The organism is Mycobacterium innocens (assembly GCF_900566055.1).
Taxonomy (GTDB): domain Bacteria; phylum Actinomycetota; class Actinomycetes; order Mycobacteriales; family Mycobacteriaceae; genus Mycobacterium; species Mycobacterium innocens.
The window spans coordinates 21,872-43,383 of record NZ_UPHQ01000159.1; the positions used below are offsets into that span (position 1 = coordinate 21,872).

Sequence of the window (21,512 nt, forward strand, 5' to 3'; positions counted from 1 at the left end):
CTCAGAAGATGTCGCCGAGTGCTTCATCGCTGGCCGCGGAGAAGTTCTCTTCATGGAGTTGCTGGTAGTCGTGCCAAGCCTGGGCATCCCAGATCTCGAGGTAGTCGACCGCGCCGATCACCACGCAGTCCTTGGAAAGACCCGCGTAGCGGCGATGGTCGGCCGACAGCGTGATCCGGCCCTGGCCGTCGGGGTGCTGCTCGTCGGTGCCGGCGGCAAGGTTGCGCAGGAACGCCCGTGCTTCGGGGTTGCTTCGCGGCGCCTTGCTCGCCCGGCGCGCCAGCTGCTCGAACTCTGCTCTCGGGTAGACGGCGAGGCTGTGATCTTGGCTTTTGGTGACCATCAACCCCCCTGCCAACGCGTCGCGAAACCTTGCCGGCAGCGTCAGCCGCCCCTTGTCGTCGAGTTTGGGCGTGTAGGTGCCGAGAAACACTAGGCCACCTCCCACCTAGAGCCGCTCGCTCACCCAAACACTTCAGCCACCATACCCCACAATCCCCCACTTCGCCCCATTGATGCGGTGTCGCCGCGGTGTTTCCCCAAGAATCCGCGGTGCCAGGTCACTTTCGTGTCACCCCGCGCCCCGGCATCCAGCTCTCGGGTCACGCTAAAACCGCATTTCAGGGCTAGCGATGGGAAATGGGGCGCCAGGTGGGGCGCAGTGGGGCATTGCTAAGGTCAATAGCTCACGACTGGGTTTCGGTGTGGATTCCCCGACGTGACCCGCGACCGGCGGCTCCGGCGCGGGACATCGGGTGCGCACGAAAAACGGGGCAGCCCCGTGGCTGCCCCGTAAGGTCTACGTTCGTTCGCCTACTCGTCGAAGCGGCGCCGGAACCGATCCTCCATCCGGCTGGTGAATGAGCCTCCGGCGCCTTTACTGCGACGCTGGCGGGCCCCCCCGGACGCTGGCCGAGAGTGATCCAGCCGCCCCGGCAACCGCGGCGCGGTGATGGCATAGACCACGCCGCCGAACATCACCACAAAACCGAAGACACTGAGGACCGGGAAGCTTCCGATCATCGTGGCCTTGAATGCCACCCCGGAAACCAGCATGGCCAGGCCGATGACGAACAACGCCGCACCCTGCAAGCGCCGCCGTGCCGTGGGTGCGCGGAAGCCCCCACCACGGACACTCGACGCGAACTTAGGGTCTTCGGCGTAGAGCGCGCTCTCGATCTGCTCAAGCATCCGCTGCTCATGATCGGAGAGTGGCATTCGTCCCTCCTTGCCGACAGACTGTCACGTAACTACCGGTAGCAACGCGGATGCCCGTTGTGGGGGCAACTAACTCAGATGATACGAGGTCAATCCCAGCCGTACCACTGATTCGCCGGCGATTCTATCCCGGCCGCACCCCGGCGCACGAATGCGCCCGACACCCCATGCGGTGCAACCGGTCACAAATTCCATATCGCTTCTTACCGGTGCGCGTGTCGACCGCTCGGCCAACCGCGGCGGCAGTGGTCCGATACTGGTGTTGAGGCACCGCAGCGGATCACCGCGAGGAGGGCAGTTGGCGATATTCCTCATCGATCTGGCCCCGAGCGAGATGGAGCGCCGCCTCAGGGAGGCCCTGACCGTCTATGTCGACGCGATGCGCTACCCCAGAGGCACCGAGAACCAGCGCGCCGCAATATGGCAGGAGCACATCCGCCGGCCGGGCTGGAAGGCTGTCGCCGCCGTCGACGTAGCGGACCCGGGCGGGGCCGATCCGTCCGGAATCGTGGGAGCCGATCCGGACAGCCGGGCGTCGGCGGCCGGCGATCTGAGCAGCGCACCGATGGTGGGCGTCGCGTACGGCTACCCCGGCGCCCCCGGGCAGTGGTGGCAGCAGCAAGTGGTCCTCGGGCTGCAGCGCAGTGGTTTTCCGCCGCAGGCGATCTCGCGGGTGATGAGTAGCTATTTCGAGTTGACCGAATTGCATATCCAGCCGCGCGCCCAGGGCCATGGCCTCGGCGAGGCACTGGTCCGCCGGCTACTCGCCGGTCGGCAGGAGGACCACGTCCTACTGTCCACTCCGGAGACCAATGGCGAGGCCAACCGGGCGTGGCGGTTGTACCGGCGGCTGGGCTTCACCGACATCATCCGCGGCTACTACTTCGCCGGCGACCCCCGCGCGTTCGCGGTCCTGGGCCGCGCGCTACCGCTGTAGGCCCGACTCCGGACGGCTTGCCCAAGCGGCACGCCGGGTCTGGCACGATGACCTGGTGCGCGCCAGCTCTCCCTCGCTCTCAGCCCGCAAATCTCACGTGACCGGGACCCGACGGCGCCGCATGCTGGCCATCGCGATGCTGTTGATGCTGGTGCCCCTGGCCACCGGATGCCTGCGGGTCCGAGCATCGATCACCATCTCACCCGACGACCTGGTGTCCGGTGAGATCATCGCCGCGGCAAAACCGAAGAACAACAAAGACGCCGGCCCTCAACTCGACAGCAACAACCTGGCATTCAGCCAGAAAGTGGCTGTCTCCAACTACGACAGCGACGGCTACGTGGGGTCGCAGGCGGTGTTTTCCGATGTGACGTTCGCCGAGTTGCCGCAGCTGGCCAACATGAACTCCGACGCGGCCGGGGTGAACCTGTCGCTGCGGCGCAACGGCAACCTGGTGATTCTGGAGGGCCGGGTAGATCTGACCTCACTCACCGACGCCGACGCCGACGTCGAGCTGACCGTCGCCTTTCCCGGAACCGTGACCTCCACCAACGGTGACCGCATCGAGCCCGAGGTGGTGCAGTGGAAGCTCAAACCGGGCGTGGTGAGCACCATGAACGCTCAGGCCCGCTATACCGATCCCAACACCCGGTCATTCACCGCGGCCGGCATCTGGCTGGGCATCGGGTCGTTGCTGGCCGCGGGCGTGGTGGCACTGCTGGCCTGGATCAGCCGGGACCGCTCCCCCCGGCTCACGGCCGCGGGCGACCAGCCGCCGAAGTAACCGGGTCGGGTCGCTCACCGGGCTCGGTTAATCCTCGGTTAGCCCCACGGTTAGCCCTGCTTGTCGGGCGCCCAGTAGTCCAGCATCTCGGCGAAGGTCTCGAAAGCCGGCGCGGAAAGGCCGTAGGTCGCCTCGAAATGGATGCTCAGCGGAAAGCCGAGGTCCACGACACCGTCTAGCACGCGTTGATAGAGGTCAACCATCAATCGGCGCTTCTGGGCGGGTTCGCTGCCGGCCAGCTTCTTGACGAACTCCTGCTCCTCGGCCACGGCCGCGTTGCCAGGGTCCTGGATCAACCAGTTGATCAAGCCGGCGCGAGCCTCGACCTTGGGGACGAACCCGAACGACAGCAGGATCTCGGGTCGGTGGTCGGTGGCCGCGGCGAACTCGGTCAGGAACGCCACGATCGCGTCGGAATACAACAACTGCGTCATGCCATAGGTCGCGCCCTGATTGCATTTGAAATTGAGCCGACCCTGCTCGCCGTCTCGGGTGGGAATCACGATCACACCACGGTTGGCCACCAGCTCCCGGTAGATCGACAACGCGTCGGTCGGCGCGATGCCGGAGCCTTCGCCGTCGTTCATCGTGCGCGGCACCCCGACGAACACGACGCCCTCCATCCCGGCGGCACACAGCTCGGCGAGCCTCTCACGCAGCGACGACTCGTCCATGAAGGCGGTGACCTGCGTGCACAGGCCGCTGATCGACGGCAGCTCCGGTCTGATGATCGACCAGAAGTCCAGGACGTCGAGCTTGGGCTGCATCGGGACCGGCCGATCGTCGTCCTCGGCGATCATCCCCGGGATCATCACGTGGCGGATTCGGCCGTCGAGGCCCGATTCGGCCGAGTACCGCAGCAATTTGTGCGCGTCTTCCAGTGCCCGTTCGTGGCCCCCGTCCACGTTCGGAGGAACCAGCTCGAGCGCGATGGTATTGAGCGTCACACGGCACCTCTTCCTCAGATTCCTCAGACGACTACTGCTCACACCGCGCCACGCCGCGCACACCCCCCACCCGGGCCTCATCACAGGGCCATCACGACAGCATAGGGGCGTCTCGGCGAGTCAGTCGAAGCAACTGCGTCGGGCCCGAATACAGATGGCCGCCCGAGGGAGGCAATACCCGCCCACGGCGCCGGGGCCGAATACACTGTCGGGCCAGGGACGTGCCGAGCAGAAAGGGGCGCCGCGCTGAGCGTCGAAGCATCGGCAACCGACTTAGGCGGCGCCATCACCGACCAGCTACGACGGTATCTGCACGACCGTCGCCGCGAGGCGGCCTATATCGGGAGCGACTACGACGCCTTGACGGCCTGGCTGGAAGACTTTGCGCTGCGCGGGGGCAAACGGCTACGGCCGGTCTTCGCATACTGGGGCTGGCACGCCGTGACAACCGAGGAGCCCGGCCCCGAGATCCTGCGATTGTTTTCCGCCCTGGAACTGTTGCACGCCTGGGCCCTGATACACGACGACGTGATCGACGCCTCCTCGACCCGTCGCGGCCGGCCGACGGCCCATGTGCATTTCGCCGCGCTGCACCGGGAGCGCAACTGGCTCGGCCCGGCGCACCAGTTCGGCATCTCGGCGGCGATACTGCTCGGCGACGTGGCACAGGCCTGGGCCGACGACATCGTTTCCGAGGTGGGCCAGACCAGCCTGCCGCCCGACGCTGCGCGCCGGGTGCGGCGGGTATGGTCCGGCATCCGCACCGAGGTGCTGGGCGGGCAATACCTCGACATCGTCGCCGAGGCCAGCGCCGCGAACTCAATCGCCTCGGCGATGACGGTTGCCACTTTCAAAACCGCCTGCTACACCGTGTCGCGGCCGCTGCAACTGGGGGTGGCCGCAGCTGCCGACAGACCCGACGTCGCTGCCGCGTTTCATCAGTTCGGGACGGACCTCGGGGTGGCGTTTCAGCTGCGCGACGACGTTCTCGGGGTGTTCGGAGATCCTGCGGTGACCGGCAAGCCGTCCGGCGACGACCTGAGATCGGGAAAACGCACGGTGCTGATAGCCGAGGCAGCCGAGCTCGCGGAGAAGTCGGACCCTCGAAAGGCCAGCCTGTTGCGTAGCTCGATCGGCACCGAGCTGACCGACGTGCAGGTGCGCGAGCTGCGTGAGGTCATCGCGGGGGTCGGCGCTTTGGCAGCGGCCGAGAATCGGATCACCGAGCTCACCCAACGGGCGCTGGCGACGCTCGCATCCGCACCCATCAACGCACGAGCCAAGGCCGGATTGTCGCAGTTGGCCCGGACGGCCACGGACCGGTCGGCCTGAACCGATGACCAGTGCGACGCCCCCGCCGGAAACTGACTCGGCGACGAAACTGTCAGTGAACCAACGTATTTCACGATTTCGCGCATTCGCCGGAACCCCGCAGGCCAAACCCGCCTGGCTGGGTTTCCTGGGGGCCGTGCTGATCACCGCGGGAGGGTTGGGAGCCGGCAGCACCCGCCAGCACGACCCGCTGTTGGAGACGATTCACATGTCGTGGCTGCGCTTCGGCCACGGGCTGGTGCTGTCGTCGATCGTGTTGTGGTTGGGCGTGGGCATGATGCTGATCGCGTGGCTGTGGCTGGGCCGACAGGTCCTCGCCGGCGAAGCAACCGAGTTCACCATGCGGGCCACCACCGCATTCTGGCTGGCGCCGCTGCTGCTGTCGGTGCCGGTCTTCAGCCGGGACACCTACTCCTACCTGGCGCAGGGCGCACTGCTGCGCGACGGCCTGGATCCCTATGCGGTGGGGCCGGTGGGTAACCCGAATGCGTTGCTGGACGACGTGAGCCCGATCTGGACGATCACTACCGCCCCCTACGGTCCGGCGTTCATTCTGGTGGCCAAGCTCGTGACGATCATCGTCGGCAACAACGTGGTCGCCGGGACCATGCTGTTGCGCTTGTGCATGCTGCCCGGGCTGGCGCTGTTGATTTGGGCGGCCCCGCGCCTGGCACGTCACCTCGGCGCCGACGGCGCCACCGCGCTATGGACCTGCGTGCTCAACCCACTGGTGCTCATCCATCTGATGGGTGGAGTGCACAACGAGATGCTGATGGTCGGCCTGATGGCCGCCGGCATCGCGCTCACCATGCAGCGTCGCCATGTCGCGGGCATCACGCTGATCACGGTGGCGATCGCGGTCAAAGCCACAGCCGGGCTGGCGCTGCCGTTCCTGTTCTGGGTATGGATGCGGCATCTGCGCGACGACCGGGGATACCGGCTGGTTCAGGCGTTCCTGGCAGCCGCCGCAGCGTCGCTGCTGATATTCGTGGCGGTGTTCGCGGTGCTGTCCGCGGTAGCCGGCGTCGGATTGGGATGGCTCACGGCGCTGGCGGGCTCGGTGAAGATCATCAACTGGTTGACCGTACCGACGGGAGCGGCGAACCTGATCCACGCTCTGGGCAGGAACTTCTTCACCGTCGACTTCTACACCTTGCTGCGGATCACCAGGTTCATCGGAATTCTGATCATCGCGGTGTCGCTGCCGCTGCTGTGGTGGCGGTTCCGGCGCGACGACCGGGCGGTGCTGGCCGGCATCGCGTGGTCGATGCTGATCGTGGTGTTGTTCGTCCCCGCCGCCCTGCCGTGGTACTACTCCTGGCCACTGGCGATAGTGGCCCCACTGGCCCAGTCACGGCCGGCTATCGCGGCTATCGCCGGGTTCTCGACCTGGGTCATGGTGATCTTCAAACCCGACGGATCACACGGCATGTATTCCTGGCTGCACGTCGGGTTGGCGACCGCGTTCGCGCTGCTGGCCTGGTATTCGCTGTACCGGGTGCCGGAGCCGGCTGCCCCAAGGGACGCAACGGAACCCGCTCAATAAGCCACTCAATAGGCCCCTCAATAAGCCCCTCAATAAGCCATAGCCTGGGCGCGGCGCACGACTTCACGCGCCTGATGCGCGTGGAGCGCATCGACCGGGCGAGCATTGCTCACGACATCGCGTGAGCCGTCGCGGGTAACGGTCAGCGACGGGTCGGGGGTGAACAGCCAGCGCACGATCTCGGTATCGCGATAGCCGCCGTCGTGCAGGATCGTCAACAGTCCCGGCAGGCTCTTGACCACCTGGCCGGATTTGGTGAAGAACACTTGCGGCACCACCACGCCGCCGGCACGCCGCACCGCGACCAGGTGACCTTCGCGCAGCTGCTGGTGCACCTTGCTGATCGGCACACCGAGAAGTTCGGCGACCCGGGCCAGGTCGTAAGTTGGCTCGTTGGGATCCAGAACATCATCGCCGGCGGGAATGCTGCCCACGGCGCAAGTGTAGAGCTTGGTGCACGTTGTCTCATCTGATTCACGCCGCCACCTACGATGGCCCCGTGGCTGAAGCTGAAGTGCCCGGCTCTCCCCCGCAAGCGGGAGGTACCCCCATCTCGGGTCGTGCCGGCCCGCATCGTCACCGAGCCGAAGCTGAAGTGCCCGGCTCTCCCCCGCAAGCGGAAGGTACCCCCATCTCGGGCCGTGCCGGCCCGCATCGTCACCGAGCCGAAGCCGGCACTTCGGATCCGTTGGACAGCACGCTGCTGGACGGCCGCTACCTGGTCCAGGCCAAGATCGCCAGCGGCGGGACCTCGACGGTCTACCGCGGTCTTGACGTCCGGCTGGACCGCCCCGTCGCCCTGAAGGTGATGGATTCCCGCTATGCGGGCGACGAACAGTTTCTCACCCGCTTCCAACTCGAGGCCCGCACGGTCGCCCGGTTGAAAAACCCCGGTCTGGTTGCGGTCTATGACCAGGGGCTGGATGCCCGGCACCCGTTTCTGGTGATGGAACTCGTCGAAGGCGGCACGCTGCGCGAACTGCTGGTCGAACGAGGACCGATGCCCCCACATGCCGTGGTGGCCGTGCTGCGCCCGGTGCTGGGCGGGCTGGCGGCCGCGCATCGGGCGGGCCTGGTGCACCGCGACGTCAAGCCCGAAAACGTGTTGATCTCTGATGACGGCGAGGTCAAGATCGCCGATTTCGGATTGGTCCGGGCCGTCGCCGCCGCTGGAATCACTTCGGCCAGCGTCATTTTGGGCACCGCGGCGTATTTGTCTCCCGAGCAGGTGCGCGACGGCCAGGCCGGCCCCCGCAGCGATGTCTACTCGGCCGGAATTCTCACCTACGAGTTACTGACCGGACACACGCCGTTCAGCGGCGACTCGGCATTGTCGATCGCCTATCAACGGCTGGACCGCGACGTGCCGCCGCCTAGCTCTGTAATCGATGGTGTGCCAACGCAATTCGATGAATTTGTGGCCTGCGCGACCGCCCGTGACCCTGCTGAAAGGTACGCCGACGCCATCGAGATGGGCGCCGATCTCGAGTCGATCGCCGAGGAACTGGCACCCCCGGACTTTCGGGTGCCCGCGCCGCACAACTCGGCCCAGCACCGGTCGGCCGTGCTGCATCGCAGCCGGATCGCCAAGCAGCCGCGGCAACCGGTTCGCCACCCGACTCGCGAACTGACCCGAGAACCGGGGAGCTGGGCCGAGCCGGTATCGGTGGCCCGCCCGGACGCCGAACCGGAAGAATACGAGTACCACCCGGCGTCAGGACAATTCGCCGGCATCTCGATGGACGAATTCGTCTGGGCGCGACAGCATGCCCGCCGCATGGTGCTGATCTGGGTGGCCGTGGTGCTCGCGATCACCGGGCTGGTCGCGACCGCGGCCTGGACGATCGGCAGCAATCTGAGCGGACTGCTATAGCAGGATGGCGAGGAGACGCAAAAGCCCCCAAAACACAACCGTTTTGGGGGCTTTTGCGTCTGCTCGCCAACTTAGTCGCGCAGCATCTCGGCCACCAGGAAGGCCAGTTCCAGCGATTGCTGGGTGTTGAGCCGCGGATCACACGCGGTCTCGTACCGGCCGGCCAGATCGCTGTCCGAAATGTCTTGTGCGCCACCGAGACACTCGGTGACGTCTTCACCGGTGATCTCGACATGGATGCCGCCAGGGTGGGTGCCCAGGGCTCGATGCACCTCGAAAAAGCCCTGCACTTCATCGACGATGCGATCGAAGTGACGGGTCTTGTACCCGGTGGAGGACTCATGGGTGTTGCCGTGCATCGGGTCACACTGCCAGATCACCTGGTGACCGGTGGCCTGCACCTTCTCGATGATCCGCGGCAGCAGGTCACGGACCTTGTTGTTGCCCAGCCTGCTGACCAGCGTCAGCCGGCCCGGCTTGTTGTGCGGGTCGAGCCGCTCGACGTACTCGACTGCCAGCTCGGGTGTCATCGTCGGGCCGATCTTGACCCCGATCGGGTTGGCGATCACCTCGGCGAACGCGATGTGCGCGCCGTCGAGTTGCCTGGTCCGCTCGCCGATCCACACGGTGTGCGCCGACAGGTCATACAGTTGCGGTTCCCCTTCCTCCCCTTCGGACAGCCGCAGCATGGCCCGCTCGTAGTCGAGCACCAATGCCTCATGGCTGGCATAGATCTCGGCGGTCTGCAGATTGCGGTCGGCCACCCCGCAGGCGCTCATGAACCGCAGGCCCCGATCGATCTCGGTGGCCAGCGCCTCATAACGAGCGCCGGCCGGCGAGGTCCGGACGAATTCCCGGTTCCAGTCGTGGACCAGGTGCAGCGACGCCAGGCCCGACGACGTCAACGCTCGCACCAGGTTCATCGCCGCACTGGCGTTTGCGTACGCCCGCACCAGCCGCGACGGGTCGTGCTCGCGCACCACCGCGTCCGGGGCGAAGCCGTTGATCATGTCACCGCGATAAGACTTCAAGCCCAGCGCATCGATATCGGCCGACCGCGGTTTGGCGTACTGACCCGCGATGCGGGCCACCTTCACCACCGGCATGCTGGCGCCGTAGGTCAGCACCACGGCCATCTGCAGCAGCGCCCGGATGTTGCCGCGGATGTGGGGTTCGGTGTTGTCGACAAACGTCTCCGCGCAGTCACCGCCTTGCAAGAGGAATGCCTCACCCTTGGCGACCTGTGCCAGCTGTTCCTGCAGGCGGACGATCTCGGATGGCACCGTCACCGGCGGAACGCTTTCGAGCACCGTGCGCATCGCCAACGCCTGGTCCGCGGGCCAGCTGGGCTGCTGGGCGGCGGGCTTGGCCAGCGCGGCGTCCAGCCGGGTGCGCAAGTCGGCGGGCAGCGGCGGCAACGGCGGCAGCTGGTCGATCGGAATATCGACGGTCCAGTTCATCGGTACATGGTAACCGGGTTGAGGCTTGCGCTGATCAGGGCGAACGTCGCCGTCAATCCCGTCCGCCCGCCGGGTCTGGTCGCCGGTCTGGCCCGCTGGCCGCCCGCACCCGGGAGCCGCTCGGCGTGCCCCCACCGCGTGCCGGATGCGGGCCGGCATTGCCGACCGAGGTGATGATCCGGAATCGTCGCAACTGGTCGCGCGCGTCGACCAGCGCGTCGTGAGCATCACGCGACCGCGCCGGCAGGCGCGGGCATCCGCGGTCCTCCCATAGTTGCCGCAATTCCCGAGTGAAGCGAGGTATCGCCGTTGGCAGCTCCGGCATCGGACCCCACAACTGACACAGGACCACATGGTCGTAGGCGCCCACCCAGGCCCATAGCTCGATCGGGTCGTCGCCGTCCACACCGAGGAACTCCTCCAGGTCGCGGCGGATCTGTCGGCGCGAGCGCCACACTTGCGAACCCGGCGACGGCAGCTTCGGCAGGACATGGGAGCGAACCCAGCTGCCGGCACGCTGTGGGTCGAACTCCGTGGAGACGGCGTAGTACTCGCGGCCGTCCTCGGCGACCACCCCGATGGAGATCAAATCGATGGTGCGGCCGTCTTCGATGAATTCTGTGTCATAGAAGTACCGCACATCGCAGTTTATCCGGGCCGGCTATCGCGCGGTCAGCAGGCGTTCGGCAGCCTTCGGCGGTGGCGCCGGATGGATGTCGAGGTCCAACCGGGCGTCCACGGCGTGCTCGTCGGGCCGTCGCGGCGTTCCCGCGATCGCACACTGCAGCCACAACTTGGCCCGTACCACGGGGCGGCGCAGGGTACGTTCACGCTGCAGGGCACGGCGCATCTTGTCCGGCCGGGCGCTGTATCGCCACCGTGCCCACGGGGCATGCTGACGCGACAACCGGATCGCGCCGACGATCAGCAGCACCACCATGAACATGCCGAGCAGCCTGGCCTAGGCGGCCGAAGCCCCGCGGCGGCGGCAAGCGACCGCCTCGGTAACGATTAGGCTGTCTTTGACATGAGTACATGGCGGTCGCCCGAGCTGGGCAGTCGACTCGGGCGGGTCTCGTTATGGTGCCTGCTTGGACTGGTGGCCGCCGGGGCACTGGGCTACGTGGCCTGGCGGTTGTTCGGACACATCCCCTACCGCATCGACATCGACATCTATCAGATGGGCGGCCAGGCCTGGTTGGACGGGCGTCCGCTGTACAGCGGCGACGTGAAGTTCCACACACCCATCGGGCTGGACCTGCCGTTCACCTACCCTCCGCTGGCCGCGGTGGCGTTCAGCCCGTTCGCCTGGTTGAAGATGCCGGCCGCCAGCATCGCGATCACCCTGCTGACGCTGCTGGTACTGATCGTGTCGACGGTGGTCGTGCTGGCCGGCCTGAACGTGTGGCCAACCTCGACGCTGCTGCCCGGTCCGGCCTGGGTGCGCCGGCTGTGGTTGGGGGTGATCATCGTGGCTCCGGCGTCGATCTGGCTGGAGCCGCTGAGTTCCAACTTCGCCTTCGGCCAGATCAACGCCGTGCTGATGACCTTGGTGATCCTCGATTGTTTCCCGCGCCGCACGCCGTGGCCGCGGGGCCTGCTGCTCGGCTTGGGGATAGCACTGAAACTGACTCCGGCGGTGTTTCTGCTCTACTTCCTGCTGCGCCGGGACGGCCGGGCGGTGCTGACAGCCCTGGCGTCCTTCGCGGCTGCGACGCTGGCCGGATTCGCCCTGGCGTGGCGTGATTCCCGCGAGTACTGGACCCATACCCTGCACCACACCGATCGGATCGGTTCAGCTTCGTTGAACACCGACCAGAACATTGCGGGTGCGTTGGCCCGCCTGCCGATCGGGGAGCACGAAAGCTTCCTGCTGTGGGTGGTCCTATCGCTGGTGGTGCTGGCTGCGACGGTATGGGCGATGCGCGGAGTGCTACGGGCCGACGAACCGGCCCTGGCCGTGATTTGCGTGGCGTTGTTCGGGTTGGTGGTTTCACCGGTTTCGTGGTCCCACCACTGGGTGTGGATGCTGCCGGCGGTCCTGGTGACCGGGGTGCTGGCCTGGCGACGGCGAAATGCGGCGCTGGCCGTGGTCACCGCCGCCGGAGTGGCGCTGATGAAATGGACGCCGATCGATCTGCTGCCCAAGCACCGGGAGGCCACCGCGGAGTGGTGGCGTCAACTCGCCGGGATGTCCTACGTGTGGTGGGCGCTGGCGGTCATCGTCGTTGCCGGCCTCACAGTGACGGCCCGGCTGACGACGGAACGCTCGCCCGAGCCCGGGCGGACTCCGGTGTCGACGGCCGCGGCCTGATCAGCCGGCAGCGGTCTCGGGGATCCGGGCGGCGTCCCTCGGACCGGGATGAGCCCCGGCACCGTTGCTGCCGTCTTTGACGCTGGCTGCGTAGATATCGACGTACTCCTGACCGGAAAGCCCCATCAGCTCGTACATCACCTCGTCGGTGACGGCCCGCTCGATGAAGTGGTTGCCGGCCAGTCCCTCGAACCGGGTGAAGTCCATCGGCTTGCCGAAACGAACGGTCACCCGGCCGAACCGCAACATCTTCTTGCCCGGCGGGTTGACGACGTTGGTGCCGATCATCGCCACCGGAATCACCGGAACGCCGGTGTGCAGCGCCAGCCGCGCCAGTCCGGTCTTTCCCTTGTAGAGGCGACCGTCGGGCGACCGGGTGCCTTCGGGGTACATGCCCAGCAGCTTGCCGCGGCGCAGCAAGCCCTCCGCGGTTTCCAGTGCGGCCTGTGCGGCGTCGGCGTTGGTGCGGTCGATGGGCACCTGCCCGGAGACGCTGTAGAACCAGCGGTTGATCCAGCCCTTGAGCCCGGTGCCGGTGAAGTATTCGGCCTTGGCCAGAAACGTGATCCGGCGGCGGACTGCCAACGGAAGGTAGAAGCTGTCCGCCACGGCAAGGTGGTTACTGGCGAGGATCGCCGGCCCGGAACTCGGAATGTTTTCCGCGCCTTCAATTTTCGGCCGGCCGAGCAAAATAAACAGCGGGCCCATGAAAACGTACTTGAAAAGGTAGTACCACATGGCCCTCCCTCTCGCCCGCGCCGGAACAATGTCTGGGCCAACTGTACCCATCTACCGTGGCTGCGACCACCTTCGCCGGGCGGCGGCTCACTCCTGCAAACTCACCGGGATGGGCTGGTAGCGCGTTTTCGCACCGGGGTCCGCCGACCCGTTCTCCGGCGGTGTCTCGCTGGTGAGGCCGCCGCCGGACGGATCCTCCGGCGGCGGTTTCGCCGATCGATCAATGTCGTCGACTATGGCGCGAATCACGTTGAGCAAAGCGACACTGTGGTTGGCGATAACCGTCAGCAACGGGTGCTGTTCGCCACCGACCACCGCCGCCAGCGCACATACCGGACACCACACCTGTTGGCACTTGGCGGCCGCTTTGCCACCGGCCGACCCGGACGCCATTGCGGCCGCGGCGCGCATCGCGGGGTCGATCGCATCCAGGATTGCCTGCGCAAGCCTGCGCAGTTCGGGACCAACCTCGGTATGAACCCCGGTCACGTCGGCCACACCTCCGGATTGGGTCGAAATCGAACGGTCAACTCGCTGCCCCGCAGTTGTGCGTCCAGCACCGTGCATCTGCGCAGTACAGACGCCAACCGAACTCTGCGCCGCACCCCGCCGGCACTGATGATCAGGTCGTCGTCTGCGCGGCCCAGTGCCAGCGAACCGGGATCGAGCTGGGGCAACGCTAGCCGCAGACGATATACCGACTCAAGCCCCGACCCGGATTCCAGGTCCACAATAGGGCGCAGCGGGCCCGGCGGCGCCGACCCTCGGCGACGGCGGGCACTGTCGAGCAGACCGCCCAGCGCCTTCGGGCCGATCGGCTCGCCGGACAGGTGCGGAACCAGCACCAGCGCCAAGTCACCGATGGTGGCGTCGAGTTCTTGCAGGACGGCGCGTTGCTCGGAGATGCGTTCGGCATACCAGTAGAAGGCGGGGTGGTCGGGAAGGCTGCGGTACTCGTAGGTCTCGTCCCGGACCAGGACCTGATTGATCAGCAGCTCCTCGACGCGTATCCCCATCAGCGCCAACGAACCCAGCGTGCGGGCCGCCTCGGCGGCTACCACCCGCTCCGGGGTCAGCACCAGATGGGCGCCGACCAGGTCACCGTCGGTCAGCAAGGCGCTGAGCCGGTCCACGCTGGCGCTGGTGCGCTCCAGCAACTCCACCAGAGCGGCGGATCGGTTGTCGTCGATGGCGAGCCTGCGATGCCGCGGCCACGCGCGCTCCACGTACAGCCCGAAGGTCGCCGGCAGCGTCAACATTCGCAGCGCGTCCGCGGTCGACGCGCAGTCGACGACGACGCGATCCCAACGTCCGCTGGTGGCAAGCTGGCCGACGGCGTGCAGCCCGAGCACCTCCTGAATCCCGGGCAACGCGGAGAGTTCCTCTGGCGCAACACTACTCAGCTCGGAACCGGGGAATCGCCGGTCCAGGGCGTCGACGACGTCTCGCCACCGGTCCTCGAGCAGCGCCAAGGTGTCCAGCGCCAAGGCGTCGAGGAAACCGCCGTCGGACCCGGATCCCCCGGTTTCGAGATCGGCGAGAACGCGGACCGGCTCGCCCCGGCCGGTCGGCGGCACCGAGATGCCCAGCACATCACCCAGCGAGTGCGCCTGGTCGGTGGATACCAGCAGCACTCGCTGTCCCGCACCGGCATCGCAAACCGCGGTGGCGGCCGCCAGTGTGGATTTTCCTACCCCGCCTTTACCGACGAAGAGACTGATCCGGGCCGGGGCTGACGCCCGGAATTCACTGGACTCACTCAGCCTCGACTCGTTTCTTCAGATCCTTCAACGCGCCGTCGATCAACCTGCGTTCGGCTTTGCGCTTGAGCATCCCGATCATCGGGACGGCGAGGTCGACGGCGAGCTCATAGGTCACGTCAGTTCCAGAACCGTTGGGCTCCAAGATATATGAACCTTCGAGAGACTTCAGCAGGGAGCTGGATTCCAGAGTCCAGCTCAGCGACTGGCGGTCCGCCGGCCACTGGTAGGCCATGATCAAGGTGTCCCTGAAGATGGTTGCGTCCATCAACATCCGGGCCCGTTGCGGGTATCCCTCGTCGTCAGCCTCCAGGACCTCGACTTCCTTGTACTCCGAAATCCATTCCGGGTAAGCCTCGATGTCGGCGATCGCCTTCATCACCTCGCCTGGAGCCGCGTCGATGTAGATCGTCTGCCTCGTCTTGTCCGCCACCTGGCAAATCCCTTTCCCGTTTCCTCGCACTGCGCGTCGATTCCTCGGGAATAACCGCTATTCGGCACAAACGCTACTCCCGATGCCCAGCTTGAGCCCCACTCGAGCCCACTCGACCCGGTTAAACTACCGGAGAAACCCCGACGGGGCGTGCTTGTTCCAATGTGGTTTTGACCTCGAACGCCATTTTCTTCGCTGCCACCCGGCGGCGGTGCGTGATTTTGGCCAGATTCATCCGGGCCAGTTGCCAGGCTGCCGCCGCGGTCGGTTCGGCGTGCAGGAAGTAGTGCAGCACCACCCCGTCCATCGACGGTTCCAGCCAGATTTCCATGGTGCCGGTCAATGCCCCGGTAACCGCCCACCTCATGCCCTTATCGGTGCGGTCCTCGGTGACCTCCAGCCGCAGATCAGGCCACCACCGGCGCCACTTCGACGGGTCAGCGATCGCAGCTCCCACCCGTGCGCCATCCGCGGCGACATATGTCTGGTCCGCGATCTGGATGCTGTTCATAGCCACAGCTTCACACACCCGCGTATCGACGGCCAACGGCGCTCGGCTCGGTCCGGAAAAGCCACCAGACCAGCAATCACCTGGCTTCCCCTAATGCCCGGTTAGGCTGGGGCGAGGGGGGCTACCCGCAAAAACATCAGTTGGAGCGAGGTCAACAAGGTGCGTCAGTACAGTGTCCCTGCCCGCTTTTCCGTCGGCGAGCGCGACAACGTCGCGGCCATGGTCTTCGAGCACGAGCGCGACGATCCCGGGTACGTCATCTACCAACGCCTCGTCGACGGCGTCTGGACCGACGTGACCTGCGCCGAGGCGGCGCATCAGATCCGTGGTGCGGCATTGGGTTTGATCGCGCTCGGGGTACAGGCCGGTGATCGGGTGTCGATCTTTTCGGCCACCCGCTACGAGTGGGCGATCCTGGACCTGGCCATCCTGGCGGTGGGTGCGGTCACGGTGCCGATCTATGAGACGTCGTCGGCCGAGCAGGTCCGCTGGGTGCTGCAGAACTCGGAAGCCGTGCTGGCGTTCGCCGAAACCGACGCGCATGCCGCGATGGTCTCCGAGTTGGCCGGCGACCTGCCCGCATTGCGCCGGGTGTTGCATATCGACGGTTCCGGCCGCAAGGCGCTCGACCAGCTCGTCGAGGAGGGCGCGTCGGTTGACCCGACGCAACTGACCGCGCGCCTCGAGGTGCTGCGGGCCGGCGACGCGGCCACCCTGATCTACACCTCAGGCACTACCGGACGGCCCAAAGGCTGTCAGCTCACCCATTCCAACCTGCTGCACGAGATCCGCGGCACCCGGGAATGCCTGCCCACGCTGTTGTGCCCGGGACAGCGGCTCCTGGTGTTCTTGCCGCTCGCCCACGTGCTGGCCCGGTCGCTGACGCTGTCGGCGTTCGCCAGCAAAGTGACCGTGGGGTTCACCAGCGATATCAAGAACCTGCTGCCGCTGTTCGCGGTGTTCAAACCCACGGTGGTGGTCTCGGTGCCCCGGGTTTTCGAGAAGGTGTACAACACCGCCGAGCAAAATGCCGTCAACGACGGCAAGGGAGCGATCTTCAAACGCGCCGCGCAGACCGCGGTCGATTGGAGCCGGGCCTGCGACAGCGGCCGCCCGGGTCTGCTGCTGCGCGCCAAACACGCCCTTTTCGACCGGCTGGTCTATCACAAACTCCGCGCGGCGCTCGGGGGTGACTGCCATGCGGTGGTCTCCGGCGGTGCGCCGCTGGGCGCGCGGCTGGGCCACTTCTACCGCGGCGTGGGCTTGACCATCTACGAGGGCTACGGCCTGACCGAGACCAGCGCGGCGATCACCGTCAACCAGGTGGGTGCCCTCAAGATCGGGACGGTCGGAAAGCTGGTGCCCGGCAACAGCTTACGCATCGCCGGCGACCAGGAGCTGTTGGTACGCGGCGGCGTGGTGTTCAGCGGCTATTGGCGCAACGAGCAGGCCACCGGGGAGGCCTTCACCGACGGCTGGTTCCGCACCGGTGATCTGGGCGCGATCGACGAGGACGGCTTCTTGAGCATCACCGGCCGCAAGAAGGAGCTCATCGTCACCGCCGGCGGTAAGAATGTCGCCCCCGCCGTGTTGGAGGACCAGCTGCGGGCACACCCGCTGATCAGTCAGGCAATGGTGGTCGGAGATGCCAAACCCTTCATCGGCGCGCTGATCACCATCGACCCGGAGGCGTTCGTCGGCTGGAAGCAGCGCAACAGCAAGCCCGCCGACGCGTCGGTGGGCGACTTGGCCACCGACCCCGACCTGGTGGCCGAAATCGATGCCGCCGTCAAACAGGCGAACCTGGCGGTGTCGCATGCCGAGTCGATCCGCAAGTTCCGCATTCTGGATGTGGACTTCACCGAGGACACCGGCGAATTGACACCGACGATGAAGGTCAAGCGCAAGGTGGTGGCCGAGAAGTTCGCCGACGAGATCGAGGCGATCTATACCAGCGGCTAGCCACCGAGCAGGCCGGCCAGCCGGATCGCGAGTGTGTCCCAGCGCCAGTTGGCCGTTACCCATTGCCGGCCGGCAGCGCCCATGGCGGCGGCACGGTCGCGATCGGTCAGCAAGTCGGCGACGGCGTCGGCCACCTTGTCCACCGAGGTACCGTCGACGACCAACCCAGTCTTGTTGTGCTGCACGGTTTCCGGCGCTCCGCCGGATTCGCCGGCGATTACCGGCACGCCGCTTGCCGAAGCCTCGAGAAACACGATCCCCAGGCCCTCCACGTCCAATCCGGCACCGCGGGTGCGGCACGGCATCGCGAACACGTCGGCTAGCGCATGATGCGCCGGTAGTTCGTCGCCGGGCACGCCGCCGGTGAACGTCACATGGTCGGCCACCTGGCAGTGCTTCGCCAGCTTGCGCAGCGCCTGCAGGTAAGGGCCGCCCCCGACGATCACCAGCGCGGCCCCGTCGACGCGCCGGCGGATCGCCGGTAGCGCCTTGATCAGCATGTCCTGGCCTTTGCGTGGCACCAGCCGGGACACGCACACCACCACGGGCCGCTCGTCCAGCCGGTACCGCTTACGCAGTTCGGCGCGCGCGGCCGGGTCGGGCCGGAACCGGTCGCTGTCCACCCCGGGCGGCAGGTATTCCAGCGCGGCACCGGGTCCGAAGGCGGGCGCGAACCGGGCTTGGGTGTAGCGACTGACGAAGGTCACCACGTCAACGCTGTCTCCGATTCGGCGCAATACCGACCGCGCGACCGGAAGCATCGACCACCCCACTTCATGGCCGTGCGTGCTGGCCACTATCCGGGTGGCACCGGCCCGGCGCGCACGCGACGCCAGCAGCGCCAGCGGGGCGGCGGCCCCGAACCAGACGGTATCGATGCCGTACTCGGCGATCAGACGGCGCATCCGGCTGTCGACGGCCGGGGCGGGCAGCATGAGCGTGCCGGGATTACGCACCACGCGATAGCCGGCTGTACAAGCCGCGTCGTCGTATGCCGGTGCCCCCTTCCATTGCGGTGCGTACACCGTCACCGAGTGCGATCCGGCTTCGACCAGCCGACCGACGAACTCTCCGAGGTAGGACTGAATGCCGCCGCGTCTGGGCGGAAAGTCGTTGGTTACCAGCAGGACCCGGCTCACCTGCGTCAGGCTAATCGGCCAGCCATCCCTGCCAGCGGGCGAGCAGCCCGGCAGGGTCGGTCTCCAGTACGGTGCGCGCGGCGGTTGCGAAGTCCGGGTGTCCGGCACCGCACGCGGCCAGGTAGAGCCCGCGCAACGCGGTCGTCCCGTAGGTCTGCGCGACGAACCTGGCAAACCACCACGCCCGGTCATATGCCAGTGAACGCCGCGGTCCCGCGGTGTCCAGGTCGTTATCTGACGGCAGCGCCAGGGGCAGCGCATCGACGGGTGGCCCAGACGCCGGTCTGGCGACGAAATCGGCCACCCCCTCGGTCAGCCAGCGCGGCGCATCGAGCGCGGTGTCGACACGCGCGGCGTAGTGAAAAAGCTCATGCGTCAACACAATTCGCAGCGCAGATTGACTCATGTCGGCTGCGCCCGGCGCGAATACGATCCGTTGGCCGGCGGCGGTCCGGCGGGCGGTATCGACGTGCTCGACGACGGTCACCGCCGCGATATCGGCCCACCGCGACGCCGGCCCGCCGCCGGCGGCAGTACGGAACTGGTCATCGGAACCGGCCGCCACCACCGAGATCTCGTGCGGCCAATCGGTGCCCCAGAAGGCCGCGACAGCCTCGATCGCGGGACCAAGGTTCGCCGCGACATGGGATAGCAGGCGCTCACTGTCCGCGCCGCCGAGGTCGATCAGCCGGACGGTGCGGCCGCCGACGACCACCGGGGTGAGGCCGGCGTCGTCGACTCGCGCCGCCGGCGGTGCTGCCCAGCGCTCGTGTACCGCAGGGGCTGGCAGAGCGGCTGCCGCAACCAATTCGGCCACGAAGACGAGGGCCAGCGTGATCGACAGCCACCGGGACCGGCGGCGGAGCCACGCCACGAGGTGGTCAGTAGCGACGGGCGTCGTAGATCGGGCCCGAGGAGGTCATCGGCACTACCCGCACCGGTTGGCCGAAGGTGGACGAGTGGACCATCAGACCTTCGCCGATGTAGATGCCGGCATGTGAGGCGTCGGAATAAAAGGTCAGTACGTCACCAGGCTGCAGGTCCGACAGCGCGACCGGCTGACCACCATGGGCCAGCGCCTGGCTGGAGTGCGGCAGTGCGATCCCGGCTTGCTGGAACGCCCACATGACCAGTCCGGAGCAGTCGAAACCGCCGGGCGCGGCGCCACCCCATGCGTACGGAGTGCCGATCTGGGTCAAGGCCGCCTGCACCACGGTCGCCCGGTCGCCGCTACCGCCGCCGCCAGGAGCCAGGAAAGGTATATCGGACACTCCGCCGGGAGCAGGCGCCTCGCCGGGAGTAGGCGCGCCCTCGGGCGGAGCGCCCGGTGGCAGTCCTTCGGGCGCCGGCCCGGGAGCCTCCGGTACGCGCGCCGGAATCGGTCCCGGGTCGGCGAGCGCGGTGCGCTGCTCCGGCGTCAGGGCCTGGTATTGCGACTTCACGACGGCGATCTGTACCTGCAGCTGGCTCTGCTTGTGCTGCAGGTTGGCCCGTACCGCCGCGGCTTGTTCGGCGGCGGACTTGGCATCGGCAGCCGACTTGACAGAAGCCTGCTCAGCCTTGGCAGCCTGTTCTCCGGCGGCCCGGAAACCGGCCATCTGCGTGGACATTTGACGCGCCATCACCCGCTGCACCGAGAGACCGTCGATCAGCAGCTGCGGCGATTCCGCCGTCAAGATCGCATCCAAGCCGTCGGTGCGGCCACCCATGTAGGTGGCGGCCGCGACCTTGTTGACGGCGGTCTGGAAGGTGGCCAGGCGCGCTTTCGCGGCGGCCAGCGCGGCCTGGTCGTCGGCGAGCTTCCTTTCCGCGGCCTGCTGCGCCGCAAGCTTCGCGTTCAGGTCGAGTTCTGCGCTGTGCATCGCCTCGGTGGTCTGTTCAGCCTGCCGCGATAGCTCGTTGAGTTTCGCCAATGCGTCGTCGGCGGGGTCGGCCATCGCAGTCGCGGCCAGGATGCCGGACAACATGGTGAAGCTCGCCAACGAACCGACTGCGGACCGCTTGATGACGCGCGCGATCGAATGCCTACAGTCGAGCCTCAAGATTTGCTTCCTTAAACTGCCATCGGCCTAGCGCCGTCGAGCTGGTTTAGGTCTCAAACAGGTTACGAAATGGTCTCGGCTTTTGTCCAAAGGGGCGAGTTAAGAAAATGGCAAGATTTCTGTCATTCTCTTGTGAGAGAGCGCGTCTTTGCGCTTCACCACCATACAGGCTCGATCAGGCAACACCCGACGCAGGACCCGGCCCTCGGCCGCGCCGGATCGGGACAAGACGCAATCTCGGAGCTAACCCGGCATCGGCGAGTGCCGCGAGGGCCGCTTGCTCGTCGTGCAACAACGTATCGGGCACCCCGAGCAACACACTCACCACACAATCGCGGCAGGCGCGTCCCCGCACCGCGCACTCGTCACAGTCGATGACCACCTCCCCCGGTTCGGCCGCGCCGCCGGTGCATTCGCTACCGCTGTTCCATGCGTTCCATGCCATCAATCCCGGTCCTTTCGGTAAGACGTTCGATCGCAATTGCTGCGCCGAAGGCTAATCGCCGGCACCGACAA

The 21,512-nt window shown here is 66.7% G+C and carries 21 protein-coding genes and 2 pseudogenes; 7 read left to right on the forward strand and 16 right to left on the reverse strand.

Annotated features, from left to right (window positions below; genetic code table 11):
- Window position 1: 1 nt before the first annotated feature.
- Complete coding sequence (gene mraZ / locus EET03_RS15615) at window positions 2–433, reverse strand: division/cell wall cluster transcriptional repressor MraZ (RefSeq protein WP_063470516.1); 432 nt, start codon at window positions 431–433, stop codon at window positions 2–4.
- Between the two features lie 380 nt (window positions 434–813).
- Complete coding sequence (locus EET03_RS15620; RefSeq protein ID WP_063470515.1) at window positions 814–1,218, reverse strand: DUF3040 domain-containing protein; 405 nt, start codon at window positions 1,216–1,218, stop codon at window positions 814–816.
- Between the two features lie 298 nt (window positions 1,219–1,516).
- On the opposite strand from EET03_RS15620, the gene EET03_RS15625 reads away from it, so the two are divergent.
- Complete coding sequence (locus EET03_RS15625; protein WP_075544401.1) at window positions 1,517–2,155, forward strand: GNAT family N-acetyltransferase; 639 nt, start codon at window positions 1,517–1,519, stop codon at window positions 2,153–2,155.
- A 97-nt stretch (window positions 2,156–2,252) separates the two neighbouring features.
- Window positions 2,253–2,939: a lipoprotein LppM gene (gene lppM, locus EET03_RS15630; protein ID WP_099193579.1), complete on the forward strand. Its 687-nt coding sequence runs from the start codon at window positions 2,253–2,255 to the stop codon at window positions 2,937–2,939.
- Between the two features lie 50 nt (window positions 2,940–2,989).
- Here the strand turns inward: lppM and EET03_RS15635 are convergent, their stop codons facing one another.
- The gene (locus EET03_RS15635; protein ID WP_075544350.1) at window positions 2,990–3,886 is read right to left on the reverse strand and encodes a mycobacterial-type methylenetetrahydrofolate reductase; all 897 of its coding nucleotides are present in this window, start codon (window positions 3,884–3,886) and stop codon (window positions 2,990–2,992) included.
- A gap of 246 nt (window positions 3,887–4,132) precedes the next feature.
- On the opposite strand from EET03_RS15635, the gene idsA2 reads away from it, so the two are divergent.
- Both idsA2 and EET03_RS15645 read left to right on the forward strand, forming a co-directional pair.
- Window positions 4,133–5,218: a bifunctional (2E,6E)-farnesyl/geranyl diphosphate synthase gene (gene idsA2, locus EET03_RS15640; RefSeq protein WP_208649062.1), complete on the forward strand. Its 1,086-nt coding sequence runs from the start codon at window positions 4,133–4,135 to the stop codon at window positions 5,216–5,218.
- 4 nt (window positions 5,219–5,222) lie between these two features.
- The gene (locus EET03_RS15645) at window positions 5,223–6,764 is read left to right on the forward strand and encodes an alpha-(1->6)-mannopyranosyltransferase A (RefSeq protein WP_075544352.1); all 1,542 of its coding nucleotides are present in this window, start codon (window positions 5,223–5,225) and stop codon (window positions 6,762–6,764) included.
- 29 nt (window positions 6,765–6,793) lie between these two features.
- On the opposite strand, the gene EET03_RS15650 is transcribed toward EET03_RS15645, so the two are convergent.
- Entirely contained in the window at window positions 6,794–7,198 is a 405-nt protein-coding gene (locus EET03_RS15650) for an Rv2175c family DNA-binding protein (RefSeq protein WP_075544353.1), read from the reverse strand.
- A gap of 197 nt (window positions 7,199–7,395) precedes the next feature.
- Here EET03_RS15650 and EET03_RS15655 point away from each other — a divergent pair, with 197 nt between their 5' ends.
- Window positions 7,396–8,637, forward strand: a complete 1,242-nt coding sequence (locus EET03_RS15655; protein WP_075544403.1) for a protein kinase domain-containing protein — start codon at window positions 7,396–7,398, stop codon at window positions 8,635–8,637.
- Between the two features lie 71 nt (window positions 8,638–8,708).
- On the opposite strand, the gene EET03_RS15660 is transcribed toward EET03_RS15655, so the two are convergent.
- The 3 genes and pseudogenes from EET03_RS15660 to EET03_RS15670 all read right to left on the reverse strand — a co-directional run.
- Complete coding sequence (locus EET03_RS15660; RefSeq protein ID WP_063470511.1) at window positions 8,709–10,097, reverse strand: class II 3-deoxy-7-phosphoheptulonate synthase; 1,389 nt, start codon at window positions 10,095–10,097, stop codon at window positions 8,709–8,711.
- 136 nt (window positions 10,098–10,233) lie between these two features.
- Window positions 10,234–10,737 (reverse strand): annotated as a pseudogene (locus EET03_RS15665) (polyadenylate-specific 3'-exoribonuclease AS); the annotation flags it as partial.
- 21 nt (window positions 10,738–10,758) lie between these two features.
- Window positions 10,759–11,052: pseudogene (locus tag EET03_RS15670) on the reverse strand (hypothetical protein); the annotation flags it as partial.
- Between the two features lie 72 nt (window positions 11,053–11,124).
- Here EET03_RS15670 and EET03_RS15675 point away from each other — a divergent pair.
- Complete coding sequence (locus tag EET03_RS15675) at window positions 11,125–12,411, forward strand: glycosyltransferase 87 family protein (protein WP_075544355.1); 1,287 nt, start codon at window positions 11,125–11,127, stop codon at window positions 12,409–12,411.
- Here EET03_RS15675 and EET03_RS15680 read toward each other — a convergent pair whose 3' ends face one another.
- The 5 genes from EET03_RS15680 to EET03_RS15700 all read right to left on the reverse strand — a co-directional run bounded on the left by EET03_RS15680 (window position 12,412) and on the right by EET03_RS15700 (window position 15,853).
- Complete coding sequence (locus tag EET03_RS15680) at window positions 12,412–13,149, reverse strand: lysophospholipid acyltransferase family protein (RefSeq protein WP_075544356.1); 738 nt, start codon at window positions 13,147–13,149, stop codon at window positions 12,412–12,414.
- Between the two features lie 87 nt (window positions 13,150–13,236).
- Complete coding sequence (locus EET03_RS15685; protein WP_063470540.1) at window positions 13,237–13,638, reverse strand: hypothetical protein; 402 nt, start codon at window positions 13,636–13,638, stop codon at window positions 13,237–13,239.
- Window positions 13,635–14,912 (reverse strand): ArsA family ATPase, encoded by a 1,278-nt coding sequence (locus EET03_RS15690; RefSeq protein WP_082274831.1) that lies wholly within the window; start codon window positions 14,910–14,912, stop codon window positions 13,635–13,637. The genes EET03_RS15685 and EET03_RS15690 overlap by 4 nt, the downstream gene beginning before the upstream one ends.
- Complete coding sequence (locus EET03_RS15695) at window positions 14,905–15,342, reverse strand: SRPBCC family protein (RefSeq protein ID WP_023364872.1); 438 nt, start codon at window positions 15,340–15,342, stop codon at window positions 14,905–14,907. The genes EET03_RS15690 and EET03_RS15695 overlap by 8 nt, the downstream gene beginning before the upstream one ends.
- Before the next feature lie 121 nt (window positions 15,343–15,463).
- Window positions 15,464–15,853 carry a polyketide cyclase / dehydrase and lipid transport gene (locus tag EET03_RS15700; RefSeq protein WP_075544358.1) on the reverse strand — a complete coding sequence of 130 codons (390 nt, stop codon included), beginning with the start codon at window positions 15,851–15,853 and terminating at the stop codon, window positions 15,464–15,466.
- A 159-nt stretch (window positions 15,854–16,012) separates the two neighbouring features.
- On the opposite strand from EET03_RS15700, the gene EET03_RS15705 reads away from it, so the two are divergent.
- Entirely contained in the window at window positions 16,013–17,815 is a 1,803-nt protein-coding gene (locus tag EET03_RS15705) for an AMP-dependent synthetase/ligase (RefSeq protein ID WP_075544359.1), read from the forward strand.
- Here EET03_RS15705 and pimB read toward each other — a convergent pair.
- The 4 genes from pimB to EET03_RS15725 form a co-directional block, all read right to left on the reverse strand.
- The gene (pimB, locus tag EET03_RS15710; protein ID WP_075544360.1) at window positions 17,812–18,954 is read right to left on the reverse strand and encodes a GDP-mannose-dependent alpha-(1-6)-phosphatidylinositol monomannoside mannosyltransferase; all 1,143 of its coding nucleotides are present in this window, start codon (window positions 18,952–18,954) and stop codon (window positions 17,812–17,814) included. The genes EET03_RS15705 and pimB overlap by 4 nt on opposite strands.
- Window positions 18,955–18,964: 10 nt before the next feature.
- Window positions 18,965–19,669 carry a hypothetical protein gene (locus EET03_RS15715; protein ID WP_244232384.1) on the reverse strand — a complete coding sequence of 235 codons (705 nt, stop codon included), beginning with the start codon at window positions 19,667–19,669 and terminating at the stop codon, window positions 18,965–18,967.
- Window positions 19,670–19,835: 166 nt separating this feature from the next.
- Entirely contained in the window at window positions 19,836–20,996 is a 1,161-nt protein-coding gene (gene ripC, locus EET03_RS15720) for a peptidoglycan hydrolase RipC (protein ID WP_075544362.1), read from the reverse strand.
- A gap of 175 nt (window positions 20,997–21,171) precedes the next feature.
- Window positions 21,172–21,441 (reverse strand): hypothetical protein, encoded by a 270-nt coding sequence (locus tag EET03_RS15725; protein ID WP_244232381.1) that lies wholly within the window; start codon window positions 21,439–21,441, stop codon window positions 21,172–21,174.
- Window positions 21,442–21,512: the final 71 nt, after the last annotated feature.

Excerpts from the sequence above, each read along its gene's own strand:
- EET03_RS15675 (WP_075544355.1), top strand. The coding sequence starts at position 11,125 with ATGAGTACATGGCGGTCGCCCGAGCTGGGCAGTCGACTCGGGCGGGTC.
- EET03_RS15660 (WP_063470511.1), bottom strand. The coding sequence starts at position 10,097 with ATGAACTGGACCGTCGATATTCCGATCGACCAGCTGCCGCCGTTGCCG.
- EET03_RS15645 (WP_075544352.1), top strand. The coding sequence starts at position 5,223 with ATGACCAGTGCGACGCCCCCGCCGGAAACTGACTCGGCGACGAAACTG.
- EET03_RS15680 (WP_075544356.1), bottom strand. The coding sequence starts at position 13,149 with ATGTGGTACTACCTTTTCAAGTACGTTTTCATGGGCCCGCTGTTTATT.
- EET03_RS15700 (WP_075544358.1), bottom strand. The coding sequence starts at position 15,853 with ATGAACAGCATCCAGATCGCGGACCAGACATATGTCGCCGCGGATGGC.
- EET03_RS15725 (WP_244232381.1), bottom strand. The coding sequence starts at position 21,441 with ATGGCATGGAACGCATGGAACAGCGGTAGCGAATGCACCGGCGGCGCG.
- EET03_RS15620 (WP_063470515.1), bottom strand. The coding sequence starts at position 1,218 with ATGCCACTCTCCGATCATGAGCAGCGGATGCTTGAGCAGATCGAGAGC.